Below are 19,663 nucleotides of genomic sequence, written 5' to 3'. Positions count from 1 at the left end.
GGCGGGATTCCCTTTCATGCCCACCCCCGTAGCAGCCCTCGTGCCATCCTCCGGGTTCGCTCTGTCCGCCGCAAATAAGGGATTTTCAAGCTCCACCCGGCTTGCTGGGAAATCCACCCGGCAAACCTTGCCAGCAGTTCCTGCCGGGTCAGCGAGCTTTGCCGTCCGTCGCGCCCGGGAGGGTGGCGCACAGGCGCAGGCCGATGAGCGGATCTCGCTGGGTGGGCTCCATCGGCTCGCGGTTGGCGCTCTGGCTGCCGAGCTCGAGCTGGAACCAACTGCCACCCCGGATGACAGGCTGCTCCAGGGCCTCATCCGAGCGCGTCCACTCCCACACATTGCCAGCCATGTCGTCCACGCCGAACGGGCTGCGTGAGCCCGGGTGGCTGCCCACCTCGTCCGGACCGAAACCGAGCGGCTGCCTGCCGTACGTCACGTCGATGTTGGCGTCGTCCGGCTCCAGCCTGTCCCCCGAGGGGAAGAGCCGCCCATCCGCCCCGCGGGCCGCGCGCTCCCACTCCGCGTCCGTGCACAGCCGCGCGCCAGGGACACGCCCCGTGGTGTCCAGCCAGGCCGCATAGGCTCGGGCGTCCTCGAAGGAGATGGCGGACACCGGGAAGCGGCGCCAATCCTGCACCGCCCGGCGATCGCGCCGCCCGTAACGGATCGGCTCGCCCTCCCAGGCTGAGTAGGTGACAGCGGTGGGCCGCAACGTGAGGCGCCAGCGGCCCTCGAGCTGCTCCAGCAGCACGCCGCTGCGCTCCCCGCGCGTGCCCGGCAGGCGGCGGGCCCGCTCGGCCGGGGGCAGCGCGGTGAGGTACGCCATCCAGTCCGCGAACGTCACCTCGTGGCGGGAGATGAGGAAGCCGCTCGTCTCCACCTCGTGCAGCGGCACCGTGTTGAAGAAGGTGCGCCGCAGCCCCTCGTCCGCGCTGCCCTGGAGGAAGCGGCCCGGTGGGATGTAGATGAAGCCTTCGGGCACCGCCTCGAGGCGGGGCAGCTCCAGTGACAGCGCTCGCGGCTCCCCCGGACGCAGCAACAGGGACACTCGGACGGGAGCCCGGCCGGGGGCTTCCACTTGCAGCAGGTGCGAGCCGGGGGGCAACTCCAGCTTGCTCAGCGGGGCCCTGCCGAGCTCCCGCTGTGCCTGGGCCTCTCCTGGAATCCACCGCAGCACCCGCGCTCCCGGCGGCTGGGACGCCACCGACACCTGGGCGAGAGCCTCCAGCTTTCGCCGCCGCTCACCCGAGGCGTCATGGGCCGCCAGGCGCGCCACCAGATCCTCGCGCTGCTCCCGGCGGAACTCCCGCTCGGCCACGGCGACGCGCTCCGCGAGCAGGTCCGCCAGCAGGGTCCGCACCTCTTCATGGCCTGGCTCCACGCCCCACACCGCTTCCAGCGCGCTGGTGGCCCGTGAGTACCCAGAGTCGGCCGCCCGGCTCTCCTCCTGGGCACGCACCCACGTGGCCTCGGCGTCCTCGCTTCGGCCCGGTGTGTCGAAGTGGTGGAAGGATTGCTCTCGCAGCCGCCCCGCTTCCTCCGAGTGCCGCCGCGCCTCATTCCATTGCGCGCGCACGTCCGCGAGCCGCTCGGAGATCATGGATTCGAGCCGTGCCCGGGCCTGGAGCCGCACCCCGCCCACGCCGGCCAGCACTCCCACGGGTACCGCCACCACCAGCGCCCAGCGCCGCAACCGCCGCCCTCGCGCCGCTCGCCTGGAGCGGGCCAGGAACTCAGCCTCGCGGGGCCCCGGTGGCTCCGCGCCCACTGCCGAGAGTTCGGCCAGCCGCTTGTCGCGGTAGAGCAATTCCGCGGGGCGTCCCAACCGCTCCCACTCGGCGGCATCCCGCTCCAGCCGGTGGGTGGCCGCGCGGCGCTGCTCGCCGTGCCCCAGCCAGCCGCGCAGCGTGTCCCAGCCCGTGAGGAGGCTCTCGTGGGCCAGCTCGTAGCTGCCCTCGCCATGCTCCGTCTCTCCGGCCAACAGCAGGCGCCCGTGAACCAGTCCCTCCAGCACCATGCGCCCCGCGGTGTCCTCCCGGCCGGCGAGCAGCTCGGATTCGGTGCGCCGTGCACGGGTGCCTTCGGGAGTGACGAGCTTCAAGAGCAGCTCTCGGGCCCGGGGTCGCTGCTCCGGCCGCAGCCGGGCTACCACCGCGTCGGCGTGCCGGGCCAGCGCCCCGGCCAGCCCTCCCATGGCCTCCAGCGAGGCGGAGGGGATGAGGTGGCGCTCCCGGTCACGCGCGTCCCACAGCTCGGCCAGGGTGAACTGGAGCAGCGGCAGCCCGCCGTCCGCCCGCGCGGCGGCAGCCACCAGCGTGTCCACCATGGCCTCGGATTCGAAGTGCACCCCCAGCGCCTGGGCAGGAGCGACGATGGCCTCGCGCAGCCCCCGGGTGGAGAGGGCGCGCAGCAGGTGCAGGGCGCGTGGCAGCTCATCGCCCAGTCCGGGCAGCGCCATGAGGCGCGTGAGGCAGTCACTGCGTGCGGTGGCCAGCACGCGAGCGCGCGGAGCCCGGCGGACGATGAAGGCCAGCTCCTCCGCGAGCCGGGCCGCCTCTGAGGGAGGGGAGAAGGTGACGAGTTCCTCCAACTGGTCCACGAAGAGCAGGACACGGGGAGCCTCGGCGGAGCGTTGGCGCAGCAGGCGCGCGAGGGCTCCGGACTCCGCGCCGGGGCGGGCCAGCTCCAGCAGGGTCTCGGCGGGCGAGCCCAGCACGGGAGCGAGCGCCTCGGCGAGCGCCTCCAGCGGGCGCGGGCCCGGTGTGAGGGTGGCCACCTTCCACGGGGCCTCGCCCGCGTCGAGCCCGGACTCGGCCATGGCGGGGAGCACGGCGGCGCGGCACAGCGAGGACTTGCCCACGCCCGAGTCTCCCGCAACAAGGACGAAGGGATCGGCTCGGAGCCGGTCGAGCAACTCGCGCAGCTCGGCCTCGCGGCCAAAGAAGACGCGGCGGTGGCCAGCGTCGAAAGCGCGCAGCCCCCGGTAGGGATTGCCAGAGGGCAGCGCTCCAGCGCGCGTAGGCGCGGCGAGTGCCTCCAATGCCTCGCGCAGCTCATCGCCGGACTGAAACCTCTGGGCGGGCTCCTCACAGAGACAGCGGTCCACGACGGAGGTGAGGCCGGGGGGCAGGTTCCGGGCGAGTTCGCCCAGAGGGCGGGGGCGTTGCTCCTGCACGGCTCGGGCGAGCTGCTCGAAGGGGACGTCTCCGTAGGGCGCCTGGCCCGAGGCCAGCTCGTAGAGGAGCACCCCGAGCGCGTAGATGTCGCTGGCGCGGCTCGCGGGCTCTCCGCGCCACAGCTCTGGAGCGAGGTAGAGCGGAGTGCCCGCCGCGCCAGCGTCCTCGAGCGGCGTGTGCCGCGCCGGTGCCTCTTCGTGCGCTCCAGGGTGAGGCCTCGACAGCGGGCGCGTCTGACGCGTCTCCCCAGGCGAAGCGGCAACCGGCCTCGTCTCCCGCGCGGTGGAGACAGGCTGAGTTTCCCGAGCCGGTGACACGGAGGCCCGCGAAGCAGCGGCCAGTCCAGGCCGGGAGGCCAGGCTCTCGGGAGCGCCGCGCTCCAGCAACTCCGCGAGACCAAAGTCGAGCAGCTTCACCTCGCCCTCCTCGGAGAGCACGGCATTGGCCGGCTTGATGTCCCGGTGAAGGACACCGCAGCGGTGGGCGGCCGCCAGCCCCCGTGCCAGCCCGATGCCGATGTGGAGCACCCGCTGGCCCTCGAGGGGGCATGCCAGCTCGGCCAGCGACGAACCCCGGATGAACTCGGAGACGAGATAGGGCTGGCGGCGCACTTCTCCCACGCGGTGGATGGCCACCACATTGGGGTGCTGAAGCCGGGCGATGGCGCGGGCTTCCTGGAAGAAGCGCGCCCGCATGGCCTCGTCCAGCGGAGCCTCCCCGGAGCCCGCGACGAACTTCACCGCGACCAGCCGGTCCAGCAGCGTGTCATGAGCCAGGTACACCTGACCCATGGTGCCGTGACCGAGCGGCTGGATCAGCCGGTACTCTTCGAACTCACGTGGCGGAGCCCCTCCGGGTCCACTCATGAGCCCGACGTTCCCCGCTGCGCCCCCTTCGCCGAGAGCCCGAGCTGCTTCATCTTGAAGCTGAACGTGCGAATGGGCATGCCAATGAGCGCCGCGGCACGGGCCTGCACACCGTCGGCCTCCTGAAGCGCTTCCTCCATGCGCCGGCGCTCCAACTCGCGGATCTCCACGGAGAGCGGCTTGCGGGGCGAGCCCGGAGCAGGAGGTGTCACACCGCCAGCGGCTGGAGCCCCAGGGGCAGCGTCGGTGCGAGCGGCCTCGGGCTCGGCGCTGGCGGCACCGGTGACACGGGCGGGCAGGTGGTGCGGTTCGACGACATCCCCGGCCACGGCGGCCGCGGCGTAGTCCATGAGGTTGCGCAGCTCGCGCACGTTGCCCGGCCAGCGATAGCGGGACAGCACGCGGAGCGTGTCGGAGGCGAGCACCATCTCGCGCCGGCCGAGCGTCTGGCAGGCCTGGGCGAGGAAGGCGCGCGCCAGCAGGGAGATCTCCCGGGGCCGCTCGCGCAGGGGCGGCAGCAGCACGGTGGCGGCGCCGAGACGAAAGTAGAGATCCTGCCGGAAGCGGCCCGCCTGGGAATCGGCCTCGAGATCGCGGTGGGTGGCGGCGACGATGCGGATGTCGATGGAGCGCTCGCGCACCTCGCCCACGCGGGTGATGCGCTTGGTTTCGAGGACGCGCAGCAGCTTGGCCTGGATGGGCAGGGGCAGCTCGCCCACCTCGTCGAGGAAGACAGTGCCGCCGTGGGCGCTCTCCAGGATGCCCGTTTTGGCGGTGGCGGCCCCGGTGAAGGAGCCCTTCTCATGGCCGAACAGCTCGCTCTCGACGAGGCCCTCGGGAATGGCGGCGCAGTTGAGCGTGATGAAGGGCCCCTGCGAGCGGCGCGACCAGTGGTGCACGGCGAAGGCGGCGTTTTCCTTGCCGACACCCGTCTCGCCATGGACGAGGACGGGCAGCTCACTGGCGGCCAGCCGGCGGATGAGGGCGTAGAGTTGCACCATGGCCGGATCCGCCACGAGGATGACGCGCTCGGCGAGCGTCAGGCGGGAGGCACTGTCGGCGGCGGCGCGCAGCAACCCAGGGGAGGCACCCTCGGCGGCAGCGCGGGCCGCGGCCACGAGCGTCTCCGCGTCGCAACCATCGCTCGGGCACACGGCGTAGCCCAGCCGGGCTCCAGGGCAGGCCATGGCGAGCGCTCCCACCTGCTCACCGAGATTCTCCTCGCCGGGCTCGCCAGACACCTCGGGGAGGAGCACCAGCAGGTGCGCATCGTCCAGCCAGCCGGCGGCCTCGGCGGCACCGAACTCGGTGGCGCAAGCCTTCTCCACGGCCTCGCGGTGGGCGCCGGACTCAGGCAGTACCAAGGTGAGCACCGCGAGCGGCCGGCTGTAGCGCAGCGAGCGCTCCACCTCCTCGCGCAGGCGCTCCAGCAGCACCTCCGGCGCCAGGGTGCGGTGGGGAGAGACGGGGCGGGTGCCTGCGCGGAGCACGGCGGCCACGGCGCCCAGCGTCACGACATCCCCAGAGACCAGGGGGTGGGTTCCCTCGATGCGGCGGCCGTTGACGAGGGTGCCGTTCTGGCTGTCCAGGTCGGTGATGCGAACCTCACCGTCCTTGAGGAGCAGCCGCGCGTGACGGCGGGAGACGCTGTCATCCCGCAGGCTCAGGTCGGCTTCGGCGTCCCGGCCCAGGAGCACCATGCCGGAGGAAGGCAGGGGGAAGCGGAACGAGGACTCTCCCTCGAGGACGAGCAGGTATGCGCGCTCGCCTTCCAGAGGGGAAGGACCGGTGGCCAGAGGCCTCGTTGCACGGATGCTGGGAGGCGGGGCGGAGGACATCGTGAGCAGGGCCCACGATGTCACGCCCGGTGAGGCGGGGCAACGCGCTGCCGGAGGTGGGCAGCGCGAGTGTCCCTCCTCGGACTACTGCGCCGCGGCCATGCTCATCAGCGACGAGGGCGCGTCCGGAGCGTCTGGCGCGAACCCCGGGCAGATCCCCATCGCGGCCGAGCCGGTCTTGCTGAAGAGCGTGATGGTATAGGTGATGCCCGGCCAGTTGGCGATCGTCAGGTACCAGGTCTTGCCAAAGAATTTGAACCCCAGCCTGGCGAAGAGCTTGATGGTGCCCGACAGCGTGTTCAGGCTCACGGAGGCCGCCAGCTTCCAGGTCAACCCGCTGCAGTCCGGCCAGACGAGCTGGGCGATGGAGGGGATGCCCACGTTGATGAGGGTCAGGCTGCCGGTGACACCGGCGGCAACGATGATGAGGTCCACGCCCGCCGAGGTCGACGCAGTGGCATAGGCCCCCGGCGTCGCGTTCAGCCGGGCCTCCGTGGGGCTGATCTTCCCGCTCAGGCTCAGCTTCACACCGCCGCCCAGTGAGATCTTCAGCTTCACCGGGATGGGCCCCACCATGAACCACTTCGAGAACACGCCGTAGTCGCGGGTGATGTGGACGGGCGCCAGGCTGAAGGTGCCCGCGAGGTTCGAGCTGTGGACGAGCTGGCCCAGGGCGTACAGATTCGCCGTGCCGCCATTGGTGCCGCCCTGCTGCCCTGCCACATCCATGCGGGCGCGCATCAGATCCTTGGTCTTCTTGAAGACGATGCCGCTCACCTTGCTTTCGACGTAGGCACTCAGCTTCTTGGCCGCGGTGGACGTGGCCTCGGTGGCCTTCACGAAGGTGTCCGTGGAGTAGCGCGAGCCGAAGAGGTTGTTGCCGAAGCCCTTGGAGTAATAGTAGCGGCGGCTCATCGTCGCCGGGGTCAGCGTGGGGCTGATGGACTTGCCCTGCTGGAGCTGGGGCGGAGGGACCTGTCCATTCTCCTCGTAGATTTCCTCGGCCGCCGGAGCGGTGTCCTGGGAGGCCTCCGGGATCTCGGGTTGGATGATCTCGATCACCGGGGCCCCGGTGGCATCCGTGGTGAGCCTTCCCCCAGAGAGCCGCAGCTCCTCCTCGAGCACCGCCCGCTGCTCCTCGGCGGTGTACTCGTGGCGAGGATCAAAGGCGACGCTCGTTGCCTCCCAAGGGTAGTTGTCGTTGAGCACGTAGCCCGAGGGATAGGAGACCACGGGGTACTTGGCCTCGACCTGGTACACCTCCGGATCGGTGTACTCAGGCTCGCTGGCCTGGGCTCCGGCGAGGGTGGGGATCACGAACGCCAGGACGGCGCTCAACGTGCGGGGGAACATACGGGACATGGATTGACTCTCTGTGGGTTGGGTTGACTGGGGTGACTGCGAGGGGAAACGACAGGGGACGAGACACACGGGGACTGGCCCACCCGCGGGGGATGCGGTGCTCGGGTGGGGAAGAGGGGACGGATGCGGCTCAGGGCGTCCGCGAGGTGAGGAGCGTGAGGGCGGTGCGGCGCAGGCCGGGGTTGGGCTCGTTCTGGCTGCTCCACTCGAGGAGGGCGCGCGCCTCGGGGACGGCGCGGAACTGATCTCCCGCGAGGGTGATGATCTCCCGGCGGACGAGGTCCGAGCTGTCCAGCCGCAGGACCTGGGAGAGCACCGGCAACAGCGGCGCGATGGGGCGGAAGCTGGTGGCGAAGACGGCGGTCTGCCGCACCTCCTCGATGGGATCCCGGAGGAGCACGGACGCCAGCAGCCGATCCGCGCTGGGCGCGGGCATGTTGCGCAGGGCCTCGACGGCGGCGGAGCGCACCCCGGGGAACTTGGAGGACAGGGCGGACTCGAGGGTGGGCAGCGCGCTGGGGCTGCGCGTGTTGCCCAGGGCGCGCAGCAGCAGGGCCTGCTGATCGGGGTTGCTCGCGGAGAGGTAGGCGCTGGACAGCTCGTGCACGAGTGCGTCGGCGTCGTGCTTGTTGCTGCTGTCCATCATGAGGGCGGCACTGCCCATGCCGAGCGTGGCGGTGCTGGCCAGCTCCGCGTCGGCGCCGTGTGACAGCTTGCGCAGTGCGGTCACACCCTCCTCGGTGGGGGCCGAGGCCAGGCCCAGGGAGGCGGTGGCATCCACGCGCATGGGGGAGGGGAGTGCGCCATCCGCGACGATGTCGGAGAGGGCCTGGATGCACTCCGGGGTGCTGGCGGAGGAGAGCGCGCCGATGAGGGGGCTGGCGGCCAGCGGATCCATGCCTTCGCGGAGGGCGGCGTGCGCGAGCAGGGCCTGCCCGGGCTCGAGGAGGAACAGCGCACGGAGCTGCTGCAGGGCCTGGGAGCGTGCGCTCTGGCTCTGCTCTTCGTTCGAGGGCAGGGAGCGCAGATCCTTCACCAGCGTGTCGAAGGTCTTCCCGGCGAGCGTCTGGCGCAGGGCCGCCTTGGGGTCCTGCTCCTGGCCCAGGTAGCTGGCCACGGGCAGGGTGACGAGCTGGTGCCGGTGCGCGTCGAAGGCGCCGAGCAGGGAATTGTCCCGGGCGCGCTCCACCAGGAGGAGCTCCACCTGGAGGGAATGGGCGGCATTGACGAGGGAGGAGCCGGAGTCCACCTCCAGGTGCTCGCGGCCCTGGAGGGAGCGGACCCAGAGATCCTCGCCCAGCTCGAAGGAGGTGAGGGCGCTGATGCTCACGCGAGGACCGTCCTGGAGAGGCTGCAGACCGTCAGGGGTGACCAGGTGCGAGTAGGCCAGCTTGGACTTCTCGAAGCGCGAGGCGCTCTGGCGGGTATAGCGGGCGGAGTAGCGCCCGGTGGTGTCCAGCTCCTGGGTCACCCAGGTTGCCTGCGGGGAAGTGGGCACCACGTGTTGCGTGGTGGCGAGGGTGGCGCGCAGCAGGTTCTGGACGAGGATGTCCGCGCCAGGCTCGAAGTGGACAAGCTGCACGGCACCGGAGCGATCCAGCGTGGCGAAGAAGGGCTGGGCCAGGCCTGCCTCGAAGCTGCGCTGCACCTCGGGTGCGAGGCGGGTCTCGCCTCCCACGTTCACCTCGGCGAGGGAGGGGACCAGTTGGACGAGAACGTGGATCTGATCTCCTTCCACGGAGACGACGCCCACGCTCCATTCGCCTCGGAGGCTGAAGCGCATCCCGGGTGGTGTCTCGGCACCCGGCTGGGTGGGAGCAAAGGAGACTTCCTGGGTGGAGGACAGCGTGTAGCGGTACTTCATGCCGGGCACCCAGGCCCGGCGGCCCTCCGTGGAACTTCGTGAGGGAGAGATTGGAGCCGTGGGGGCCGGTTCGGAAGGCTTGGAGAGCCTGGGCTTCATGCTCGCCACGGCCTGGGGCGCCTCGGGGGCGGGGAGTGCCTCGGGTTGCAGGACCACTGCGCCTGCGACCAATCCCAGCAGCAGCAGGGTCAGGGATGTGAGGAGGATGCGGTGCGTTCTAGGCATGGACCGATGCCTGGAGCATCAGTCGTGCCATGCCTCGCAGCCGTGGTGCCTCCTCGAAGAGAGGGGCTCTGGGGCCCTCTCTCAGCTCGATTCAGGCAACCGTGGCTGGCAAACCTTGCCGGTCCCGGCGGACATTGCCGACTGGCGCTCCATCCCCGGTACTGCTGAGCCGCGCCGGGACGTCAGTTCAGCTCGCGCAGGTTCCGCTCGGCGATCCGCGCAAGCGAGGTGACGCGCTTGTAGAGCCACTGTCCGAACGGCTCGATGCGCTCGCGCTTCGTGGGCTTGGGCATCTCCTGGATGCTCTCGTCGAAGGGAATGATGGCGAACTCGCCGCTCGGGGAGCTCTCGCGCCAGTCGAACGCGAACGAGAGGCCGGTGTGCCACCCACCATGGAACACAAAGAGGTTCTCGAGCTCCTCGTTGCCCGTCGCCTCCACGAGATCGCTCATCTCGTAGGTGCCCGACTCGTCGATCTCCAGGCAGCTCCAGCCACCCCCGGTCACGTTGCCGCAGTAGAACATGGAGAGTCCATCATCGGCCTGGCCGGAGAGGATCCATGTGATGGAGCCGTACACGCGCCCGAAGTATGCCCAGCTCGACTCTTTCTTCTTCGGAGCGCCAGGCTTCGCCCTCTTCCAGCGCCCGATGCGCTGCTCGTGCTGGTCGATGAAGAAGGTGTCATCGTCATCGTCCTCGACGGCTCCGATGCGCGCGCGTTCCGTCTTCAGGTCGAGGCACTCGGCGACGAAGTGCGCCTTCGGGAGGCGCGTGTGGAGATCCTTCAGGATCGCCACGGCCGCGTCGACGGCCTCGTAGGCGTTCGTCGGCTTGGGGATGGCGGCCTTCTTCGGAATCGCTGGCTTCTTGGGAGCACCTTTCGGAGCCTTCGGTTCCGGGTTGGGGTGATGGGCGGTCTCGAGCTCGACGAGCACCGGCTCGAAGCCAGCCTTCTCCTTCGCGAGGATGCGCTTCTCCGCGAGCGCGATGGCGGCCTCGCGGCTGGGGGCGGGCGTCTCCTTGCGCGAGTTCTCGACGACGGTGTTGCCGTCGACGCGCACCGTCCACTGGGTGGTCTTGGCCTTGCGATACTCACGCACCGTGACGCGCGTCTTCGTCGCGTTCCACGGAGTTCCGTCACGGAAGCCGAGCGATCGGTAGCGCGCCAGGATCGACTCGACTTCCGGGGGCGCGACGGGCGTCACGATGTCGGCGCCGTTCAGCACTCCCCGGCGCAGGAGCGCCTGGTCTCCGCGCACTTCCACATCGACAAAGAGCTGCTCGAGGACCTTGTAGAGCGTGAAGCGGGAGCTGACCGGTGCGGTGAGCTTCGCCGCCTTCGCGGGGGGCTGATGGAGGACACCGTCGCTCCACACGCGCAGCTCGTTGCCGGCTGCGTGGAACCAGACCTCGTCCTTCGTGTCGAGCCGTGGTTCCATATAGAGGATGGGCTTACCGCCGTTGAGCTTCTCGAGACGCTTCCAGTTGTAGGCCATGGCGGCTTCTCGCACGTGCCTGCGAGGGCGCGAAGTCGAAAATCATCCCCTTCGCTATGGGGCCAGTTGGATGGACTCGACAGGGCTCAGTGCCGGGCCCACGACGTAGGCCGCAGGCTCTGGGGGCGCGGGTGACTGTTCGTGGAGGACGCCGATGATTTCCACGTGCTTGCCATCATGGCGCTCGCGCTCCGCTTGGCTGCGGATGGCGGCCTTGGACCAGCCAGGCTCGAGCAGGATGTCCGTCCCGTCGCCGAGCCTCACCGCGGCATGGCCCCTGTACTGCGCAGGGGGCTTCGGCTTCATGCGCATGTCGACCTGATGGTAGGTCCCCACCACCCGTACCCGGCGACCCGAGAGCCGTTGGACATCCTGCATCCGCTCGCAGCGAGGCAGTTCAGCCTGGGCCTCCCCTGCATGAGCGGAGCTACAGCCCGCGAGCATTGCTGACAGGACGAGCAGGCCGGCGAGAACTGCGCGCCTCCGCACTTCCTGAGCTCGGAGATGAGTCATTCGCTGCAATGCGTCGTGGGGTGGGGTCGGAGACGGCCCGTCCATGGCATGCCCTGTGGAGAGGGGGGGAGACGGTGGGGGCCCCCCTCTATATCTCTCTTCGCGGCCATTGCGTGTGGAAGCCCCCTGTCTCCAGAGGCATCGCTCGGTCCCTCTGTGGCCTGGTCGGGCAAAGGTGAGGAGCGACGCATGGCCGCTGGTGTCCATCCGCAAGCCGCGCTGCATCTGGTTCGCTGCCCAGGTGGTGCCGACAACATCACGTACACCATGCCGTCCGGGTCGGCGTGAAGTCCTCGGGCCGGAGCAGGTTCACCTCCTCCGGCGGGGGGGCTTGCGTCTTTCTCCGAGGCCAGGCGCTCCGCTTGGTGGCGGATGGCCTCCTCCCTGGCATCGCCTGCCTCATCCGGAGCATGAAGGGGTTGGGTTCCTGCCGGGCCTGCTGGGGCTGCTCCCCCTATCGCGGGGGCTCGAGGGGCGGGTGTTGCGCGGCGCTGAGGGTGCTCGGCCGGTGTGGGGCACTGCACTGCGGGTGCTCCTGTGCTTCGGAAGCATTGTTGGCCATGCGTCCCTGAGCGCCCAGTGGAGGCGTGTGGGTGAAGGAACAGAGGGGGATGGGACGATACCACCTTCCCTCTGGCCCGACAGGGACGTGCGCCCCCCGCAAGGGGGCGATTCCTGGCCGCTTGCGCGGAGACGACCGAGCAAAAAGAGGAAGCGCGCTGCATAGCTGGCGCGCGACGGTCCTCCTTTCCTTGCGCATTTCGCGCGTGTCCTCTCAGGAGACAACTTATGGTCAGGTATTCGTGGATCGTTCCTGTGTTGCTCACCCTCCCAGCCTTGGGCTGCGGAGGCATCCAAGACCCCAACCTCGAGGAAGCAGGCCAGCAGGGCCTCGAGCAGGTTGGCGAGGCTCAACAGGCGCTCGTCAGGTCCTGCAGGACTGACCTGGACTGCAACGTGTACGCGAATTGCACCTGCCTCGGCAACGTGTGTCAGGGCGGCGAGCCCGAGCTGTGCAGCGCCCCCCCCCAGCGCGCGTGCACGACCGGCGCGGACTGTCGCTCGGGCTGCTCCTGCTCGGGGGGCTCTTGCAAAGACCCCGGGGGCACCTATTCCGACTACTGCGCCAAGCCACTGCCAGATGCGTACGAGAGCGACGACACCGCGCAGACTGCCGAGGGCTATCTGGGGACACCGCAGACAGGCCACACCTTCCACGAGGCGACTGACGTGGACTGGGTGCTCGTCTACGTCGCCTCCGCCAAGCTGGTGACGTTCGAGACCTACAACATCCAGGCAGCGGACACGGTCATGAAACTCTATGCCTACAACGCCAGTACCGGAGGGGTGGGTGCCCTCCTGGCGACGCAGGATAACAAGTGCGTCTTTGATTGGCCTTACGACATGAACTGCCTGGGCTCCAAGATTACCTACAACGCTCCGGCCCAGTCCGCCTTCTTCGTGCGCATTGAAAACAAGCCCGCATGGGCCGCAAACGTGTACAGCCCGGGCGCGCCTGGGTACAGCCTGAGGATCTTCTGAGCCTGCCCCAGCCCAAGTCACCGCAGGGGCAATGGCTGAACGACCACCCTGACTACTGCTCGTGTGCGAGGTAACACCTCGAATTGGCAAGGACGCGAGGCCTGAGTTCATTCCCAGCTTCAATACAGCCAGGAGAGAACGGGCGTGGTCGTGTAGAGGGTGGGGCCACCGTTGCCGAGCTGGCCCTGCGAGTTGGAGCCCCAGGTCCACAGCGTGCCGTCGGAGCTCACCGCCAGCGCGTGCTGGTCATACGTCTCCAGAGCCCCGCCCCCGAGCAGCGCCGGCACCTGCGCGGGCACGGCGTGGCTGCTCGTGGAGCCATCGCCCAGCTGGCCGGTGGCGTTGGTGCCCCAGGCCCACACGGTGTCATCCGAGTACCGGACCAGCGAGTGCAGGTGTCCCGCGGCCATGGTCACCGCTTCGCTCAATCCTTGCACTTGCACGGGCACGGTGCGGTTGTCCCAGGAGCCATCTCCCAACTGGCCGGCGTTGTTGTAGCCCGCGGCCCACACGGTGCCGTCTGGACGCGCCGCCAGGGAATGCGCGTACCCCGCCGCGATGCGGGCGGGCCCTTGTACGCTCCCGAGAGAAGAGGTGCGAGACGCCTGCTCCCGTGGCGCACCCGAAGGCTGGCGACAGCCCACGGCCAGCCCGAGTCCCATCCAGACTCCCAATAGAGTGCGAATCCACCCCAGAGGTCTGCTTTGCATGATGCGACTCCTGAACCCATGGAGCGAAAACGCATCCATCCCGGCTCGAATGGAGAGGTTTGAAGACAGCCGGAGGAGTGGGCGCGGAAGGCGTGCCTCGCCTGGAGGAGGGCTCGCGGCCAGCCATGGGATTTCCACATCCCCAATACTGTTTTCGCTGAGGGCTCTTCAAGACAGGCGATGAGGAGGCGTCAATCCCCTACGCGCAATTCATGTTTTCGCATGAAGCGAAAGCAGGGTGTCCCGGCGCTGGGACAGTTCAGTTACGCTTTATTCATGGCCCCAAGTCAGCCTCACTGGTTAGCCTTTGGCCCGCCTCGAACCTTCTTTGTTCTGATTTGTGATCGCCATCGAGGCGGGCGAGCCAGTCGGGAGCTGCCATGAAGAGACAAGCCGGAAGCTGGTGGTTGCTGTTCGCTGTCACCGCGTCCGCATGCGGAGCGCAGGAGTTGACGGTCTCGGAGACGCGAGAGCCTCCGGCCGCGCCCGAGAACTCGGAGACGCGGAGCCAGCTCGCATGCATCAATGATCAGACGCCTCCCCTCTCCCGGGTGTCGTTCGAGAAGGTCGCGAACGGAGGGGTCGAGGTCTGGATTCACGGTGAGGACTCCTGCTCGGGCGTGAGGAAGGTGAACTACAAGATCAGCGGCCCGGCGGGCGAAATTGCCACCTCGGGCTCGAACTGGGTCCAGCTCTTCTTCTCGGTGCCGGAGACGTCGACTATCACGTACTCCGCGGAGGACTACTTCGGGAACATCGAGCAGCCCCACACGCTCACGGTGACGCCGCCGGGCGCGTACTGCATGCCGGCGCTGCTGCGCGACGCCACCCTCTTCCTGAGGGGGAACTACAGCGGCGGTCACTTCATCGGGGGCAACGTGAAGGCGGCGAACATCGCCCTGAGCGACTTCAGCGTCGGCTCGGAACTGCCTGCTGACACGATCGCGGACGCGCTGTGGGCCTCCACGACGCTGAACATCCAGAGCGGCGCGGTGTACGGCAACGCCTACTACGGGACCAGCACGACGGCGAACACGACCACGACGTTCTACAACGGCGGCGCCCTGGTGCACGGCCAGCCGAACGTCGAGAACCGCTACTACGGCGTCAGCAATCTGTCCCAGCAACTGAGCAGGCTGAGCGCCAATGGCACGACGCGGCTCGAGCCTTGGGGCGGCGTCTTCCTGGAGGGCACGGATCCGCGGCTGAACGTCTTCACCGTGGATCCGGCCGCGTTTGGCAACGCGGTGTACCGGTCCATCAGCGTCCCGCAGGGCGCGGTGGCGGTGGTGAACTTCAGCGCGGCGGCGAGCCTGACGCTGGCTGGCGGGGGCATCAACCTGAGCGGCCTGGATCCGACGAGCGTGCTCTACAACTTCCCCTCGTTGGGGACGCTCGACATCCACGGCATCCAGGTGCAGGGAACGATCCTGGCGCCGAACACGACCGTGAGCTTCAACAACGCGAGCCTCCAGGGCGCTATCTACGCCACGCACCTGTCCGGCAACGGCGAGTCCCACGTGGCCCGGCTGCGTGAGTTCCAGTTCTGCCAGGTTCTGACGCCCTGAGCGAGGGACCGCGTCGAGAGCTGAAGCGGGGGCGCGAGCAGCAGGGGCGCGCCCCCGCCCCCTGCGCTATGGGATGGAGATGCGCTGCCCTAGCGAGAGCATGTCTGGGTTCGTGATGCTCGGGTTGGCCGCGAGGATTTGGTCCACCGTCACATGGGCGCGGCTGGCGATGGAGGTCAGCGTGTCTCCTGACGCCACCGTGTAGCTCGAGCCGTGCGCAATCTCGCTCCCCTGGCTCGGGGTGGCGACGCCCGTCGCGGGGCTCGGGCTGTTGCTGCGCCCCAAATTCGGGTCGTACACCGACACGCTGTCGGGCAACACCGGCTGCCCGTTCGCGTCCGCGGCGATCGTGAACGTCCTCAGCGAGCGATCGTCATTCCCGCTGCCGCTCGCGTTCGCCTCGCTGATGGTGAGGGTGTAGGAGACCACCTTGCCCGTCGGATCGCCCGGAGGATCGTAGTTGCGCTGCACGTCCTCGACGTAGGCCACGTGCCCATCCCTGCCGACCTTGCCGCCCAGCGTGGCGTCAGCGGGGCCAGGCTGCCAGATCATCAGCGAGCCCTCCGTCGGCACCCGGCTGTTGCCCGGAATCTCCGAGGCCGAGAGGTAGTGGTTGTCCGTCTGCTGCGCCGCCAGCGACTCGATGAGCGGTCCGAACTGCGGCATGTCGTGGATGTAACCCACGCACTGCGTGTAGTTGTTGAGCGAGTTCGTGCCGCTCGGGTCCGAGTAGCTCCGGTGCGGATCATGCGCAGCCGTGTTGTTCATCTGGAAGCTTGGGTCGTTCGCGTGCGTCGGGTTGGGCCCCAGTGCTGGGTTCTGCGGGCCCGTGCTCGGGGCGGGCGTGTTCACGGCCGGCGCCGTGCTCGGCGCCAGCGGGACGAAGCCCACCCCCGGAGGCATCACCACCTTGCCCTGGGCGTCCAGTGGCAGATCGATGTCGCGGTAGGGGACCCCGCCCACCTGCCCATCCTGCCTGTCCCAGTTGCGCTCCGAGACGCGGACGGTGACCGAGCCGTACGGATTCTGTGCGTCGGCGGGGTGCGGCGTGACGCTCTCGACGACGGCGACATGCCCGGCGCCGTCCGCCTTGCCGGTCGAGCCGTCGTAGACGCCGGCGTTCGGCCCCCACACCATGACGTCTCCCCGCTTCACGGGGTCGGCGCGGGTGGCATGGGCGTCCCCTTCCGCGCACCCCATGGGAGGGCTGGAACTGATGCGTGCCGATCGGCCTACTCTCTGCCTCAGTCGCTCACTTCTTGGATACCGTACTCGTTCGTTCGTGTGTCGTGCAGGACCAGCAGCGAATAGCCACCCAGCGAGAGGTTCCCCTCGAGGAAGCACTCGAAGTCGTTCAGTCGCTCCGAGACCGCCTTGTCCATGCCGAGGTGCTCAGCGGCTCCTCGAAGCTCGTCGATACCGCTGCAAGAGCGCCGTTTGAGCTTCCTGCTGCGAAGTTGAAGCGGCGAGTTCGTTTTGAAAGTGTAGTTGCATGCATTGGTATCCAGCCAGGCAACGCAGCCACCACCGACCTCGCTGAGATGTGACGCTGGATTCCTGATCCAACGATGGAGCTCCGCAAGCCGCTCCTTTTCTCGTTGTGCCTTTGGTGACGTGTCTCCATCCTCCACGGTCCATGACCACACCGCTTCGTAGGGGTGGAGCCATCCCGCGTCCTGGAGCGCGGCGAACAGTCCCTCCTCGATGACGAGCGGCTGGCCGAACAACTGGCCCAGCTGGGTGCGGCTACGCGAGGGATAGCGGGCGGCCGCCCTCCCCCGGATTTCCAGCCGCCACCCCTTGCCCTGGGGATATGCCACCGCCTCGAGATACAGCGGACTGTTCAGCGCCAGCGCGACCCGCAGCGAGTCGCGCCCCAGGTCCCGCTTCGTCCACTGCACGCTTCTCCTCCGCAGCTTCACCGGCGCTCCCGTCGAGCCCCGGCGCCGGGCCTCCTCCAGCAGTTCCCTGACCTTCTGACGGACGAGCAGAGACTCCATGGCAAAGTCACTCCGCCACTCGCGCACGGGGGACCCGGGCACGAACATCCACAGGGTCTCGCTCGCGATCTCGGGGTAGCCGGCAGCGTAGCCTCCCAGGCCCATCGCCAGGTTCAGCGTGGCCACCTGCACGCGCTCGGGGAGGGGGAGCCTCCAACCGTTCGAGGCCAGGCTCCCGGCCATGACATCCAGGCGGTGTTGAATCTCCCAGGCTGCGAGTGGCGCGCCGGCCGAGAGCCCCAGCCCCCCCACCGCGAGGGCCATCCACCGGACACCTCGGGCGAGCCGCACCGGAGCCAGCGACAGGCAGAGCGCCGCCAGCGCCACGCTGGGCACCCACAACAGGAGGATGACGGCGATGCTCAGCGCGCCCAGCACCGGCGCGAACAAGACTCCCCACGAGAGACGTATCAAGAAGACCGGACCTGTGAGTCTTGTCGAAGCATGAGGCATGCCCCGATGAGAGCCGGTTCAGTGGACCGCGTGGGGCGGTGCCGGTCCAGCGGTCCCTTTCGAAAAATGACCGGGCGCAATCCGGGGCCGAACGGTCAGGCCCCGCGCCCGTCAGGTAGCGCTGCAGCTTGAGATGCGCCAAGGGGACTACAGTGTGGCGAAGATGTCTCCGAGGCTCGCGAGCACGGCCTCCGGGTACAGCCCCGTGCCGAAATCGATCAGCATCGCGCGCCCATCCGAGCGGCGGCCCACGAGCGTTCCCTCCGACAGTGCCGCAGGTGAAAGTGATGACGAAGAAGTTTTGGACGTGCAGTGCAGCCTGCCCCAGGGCGTGTCTCCACTAAAGGGGGGAGGGCGATCCTAGGGATGCGATGAGTGCCCGCACTCATGACGCTCAAGTGGGTGCCTCGTGCGAATCTGTCGGCGGGCCCTTCCCGCCAGGATCCCACACGTACTCCTCGGTGGGAGTCAGCTTCATGTTCGTGAAGCCGTGCCGCTTGACGAACTCAGCGAAGCGTTCGGAGACGACGATGCTGCCCCGCTTACCACGAGGGCGGAACACGTCCTCGCCCTGCCAGGTGCTCGGCTCCAGGGCGAAGCCGTGCACAGAGTCCACCCCGCCAGAGCGGCACTCAGGACATGTCACGGGCTCTGAACGGCGGATACGACTCCGAGCCTCATCTACGGCTCCCCGGCCGAAGCAAGCGGTGACAGCGAAGTAGGAAGGGGCGGCACCGGGCGCAGGCCCCTTGCGTTTCCTTCGCATACGCACCACCTCAGCTTGGTTGAAGCCGAGCAGTCCGGTCAGCCCTTCCGCCCGATATGCCTCGGCGACGCGCTGCGAGATGAGCACGTCATAACCAGGTCCCTCCACGAAGTCGCCGAACCCCTGGCCATATAACTCCAGCTCAACACGATAGGGAGGCAGCCATGTCAGCATCCCCATGGGCTCGCCACACTGCGGGCACTGAGGAGGATCGCCGCGGTTGATGGGTTCGATCTTGCTGAACTTGGTGTCATAGGGCCCGAACATGCCGTCTTCGAGCACGAAGAACCGGGAGGAAGGCACCCGATCAGAAGCCATTCGGAAACCTCTTGAGCATCTCCTTGCGGCTGTAGATCTCGCGCAGCTTTTGCATGAACTGCGCTGGCGTCGCCTTGTCATTATCCCTGAGCCATTGGATGACCTCCGCATCCACTTTTCGGTGCCAGTCTTGGTAACCGCAGTGTGATTCCTCGTCCTTCGCCTTGGCGACGAAGCGCTTATCTCGTGGTGCATACATCCCACGCAGAGTCCTATGTTCCTCGAGCGCCTTGGCGATGGGCCGGGAGATGACGTGGTGGTTCTGTCCATTACAGTGGGGGGGCTCGCCCGAGGCTTCCGCCGCACTTTCCACTCCAGTGGATTCCTCGTCGGCGTCGGCGTTATGGCGCGCCGCTGAGTCCGCAGCCCTGAGTGCCTCTCGCTGCGGGGCTGGCCTCTCGGGCTCCGGCTCGCCCAGAGGCCCCAAGCGGCTCGCCTGCGGGGCATCCCCCGCCCAGAGGCCCGGCTCCCGCGTAGGAGGAAGGATTCGGTGATGGGGGCTGCGCGGGTACTCCTGTGCCTCCTGGCCAGGCTGCCCCACCATGGGAGCACCGTGACCTGGGCGGACGGGAGGAGGCGGGGGCGTCACAGCCGAGCCTCGGTGCAACTCACGCCCTGGTGCAGCGCACCCAGCAACGAGGAGGAGAAGCAGGAGAAGAGGCATGGCAGTGAAGCGATTCTATCCCGAGGTTGCTCGACGGGAGCCACAACCTCAAGGCTAGAGATCCGACGGATGGAGGAGGGCTGCTGGGCTCAGGGCGGACGATTCTGGAGCGCCTAGGCTTGTCCACAACATGGGCGAGCTTGGCCCCGGCGCGAGGGCCACCCCAGGCCGCGTGGTGTTGAGAGGGTGTTGAGGCAAGGCATTCAGGCAAGGCGGCCCAGCATCAGTCGGATCATCCCCAGGTAGACGAAGGCTTCGGACGACTCCTCTTTTCGCTCGTAGTCTCTGGCCAGGCGTCGTTC

The 19,663-nt window shown here is 68.4% G+C and carries 13 protein-coding genes; 2 read left to right on the top strand and 11 right to left on the bottom strand.

Annotated features, from left to right (window positions below; all coding sequences use genetic code 11):
* Nucleotides 1–148: 148 nt before the first annotated feature.
* The 6 genes from KY501_RS45280 to KY501_RS45255 form a co-directional block, all read right to left on the bottom strand.
* Complete coding sequence (locus KY501_RS45280; protein WP_224370961.1) at nt 149–4,042, bottom strand: nSTAND1 domain-containing NTPase; 3,894 nt, start codon at nt 4,040–4,042, stop codon at nt 149–151.
* The gene (locus tag KY501_RS45275) at nt 4,039–5,880 is read right to left on the bottom strand and encodes a sigma 54-interacting transcriptional regulator (RefSeq protein ID WP_224370959.1); all 1,842 of its coding nucleotides are present in this window, start codon (nt 5,878–5,880) and stop codon (nt 4,039–4,041) included. Before KY501_RS45275 ends, KY501_RS45280 begins: the two co-directional genes overlap by 4 nt.
* An 84-nt stretch (nt 5,881–5,964) precedes the next feature.
* Nucleotides 5,965–7,242 carry a hypothetical protein gene (locus KY501_RS45270; protein ID WP_224370957.1) on the bottom strand — a complete coding sequence of 426 codons (1,278 nt, stop codon included), beginning with the start codon at nt 7,240–7,242 and terminating at the stop codon, nt 5,965–5,967.
* A gap of 130 nt (nt 7,243–7,372) precedes the next feature.
* Nucleotides 7,373–9,331, bottom strand: coding sequence for a HEAT repeat domain-containing protein (locus KY501_RS45265; protein WP_224370955.1), 1,959 nt, complete (start codon nt 9,329–9,331; stop codon nt 7,373–7,375).
* 182 nt (nt 9,332–9,513) lie between these two features.
* Entirely contained in the window at nt 9,514–10,827 is a 1,314-nt protein-coding gene (locus tag KY501_RS45260) for a hypothetical protein (protein ID WP_224370953.1), read from the bottom strand.
* 54 nt (nt 10,828–10,881) lie between these two features.
* Nucleotides 10,882–11,205: a hypothetical protein gene (locus tag KY501_RS45255; RefSeq protein WP_224370951.1), complete on the bottom strand. Its 324-nt coding sequence runs from the start codon at nt 11,203–11,205 to the stop codon at nt 10,882–10,884.
* Between the two features lie 924 nt (nt 11,206–12,129).
* Here KY501_RS45255 and KY501_RS45250 point away from each other — a divergent pair.
* Entirely contained in the window at nt 12,130–12,882 is a 753-nt protein-coding gene (locus tag KY501_RS45250) for a hypothetical protein (RefSeq protein ID WP_224370949.1), read from the top strand.
* Between the two features lie 119 nt (nt 12,883–13,001).
* Here KY501_RS45250 and KY501_RS45245 read toward each other — a convergent pair whose 3' ends face one another.
* Nucleotides 13,002–13,592, bottom strand: coding sequence for an RCC1 domain-containing protein (locus KY501_RS45245; protein ID WP_224370947.1), 591 nt, complete (start codon nt 13,590–13,592; stop codon nt 13,002–13,004).
* Nucleotides 13,593–13,972: 380 nt separating this feature from the next.
* Here KY501_RS45245 and KY501_RS45240 point away from each other — a divergent pair, with 380 nt between their 5' ends.
* Complete coding sequence (locus tag KY501_RS45240) at nt 13,973–15,160, top strand: choice-of-anchor A family protein (protein WP_224370945.1); 1,188 nt, start codon at nt 13,973–13,975, stop codon at nt 15,158–15,160.
* Nucleotides 15,161–15,226: 66 nt separating this feature from the next.
* On the opposite strand, the gene KY501_RS45235 is transcribed toward KY501_RS45240, so the two are convergent.
* From KY501_RS45235 to KY501_RS45220, 4 genes are all read right to left on the bottom strand, one after another.
* The gene (locus tag KY501_RS45235) at nt 15,227–16,297 is read right to left on the bottom strand and encodes a LysM peptidoglycan-binding domain-containing protein (protein WP_224370943.1); all 1,071 of its coding nucleotides are present in this window, start codon (nt 16,295–16,297) and stop codon (nt 15,227–15,229) included.
* A gap of 107 nt (nt 16,298–16,404) precedes the next feature.
* A complete protein-coding gene (locus KY501_RS45230; RefSeq protein WP_224370941.1) occupies nt 16,405–17,550 on the bottom strand; it encodes a hypothetical protein in 1,146 nt (381 codons plus the stop codon).
* 457 nt (nt 17,551–18,007) lie between these two features.
* A complete protein-coding gene (locus tag KY501_RS45225) occupies nt 18,008–18,697 on the bottom strand; it encodes a double-CXXCG motif protein (protein ID WP_224370939.1) in 690 nt (229 codons plus the stop codon).
* On the bottom strand, nt 18,687–19,010 hold the full coding sequence (locus KY501_RS45220; protein ID WP_224370937.1) for a hypothetical protein: 324 nt from the start codon (nt 19,008–19,010) through the stop codon (nt 18,687–18,689). The genes KY501_RS45225 and KY501_RS45220 overlap by 11 nt, the downstream gene beginning before the upstream one ends.
* Nucleotides 19,011–19,663: the final 653 nt, after the last annotated feature.

The organism is Hyalangium versicolor, from assembly GCF_020103695.1.
In the GTDB taxonomy this organism is placed as follows: Bacteria; Myxococcota; Myxococcia; order Myxococcales; family Myxococcaceae; genus Hyalangium; species Hyalangium versicolor.
Note: the sequence above shows the minus strand (reverse complement) of the source record. Positions and strands in the feature narration are given on the sequence as shown.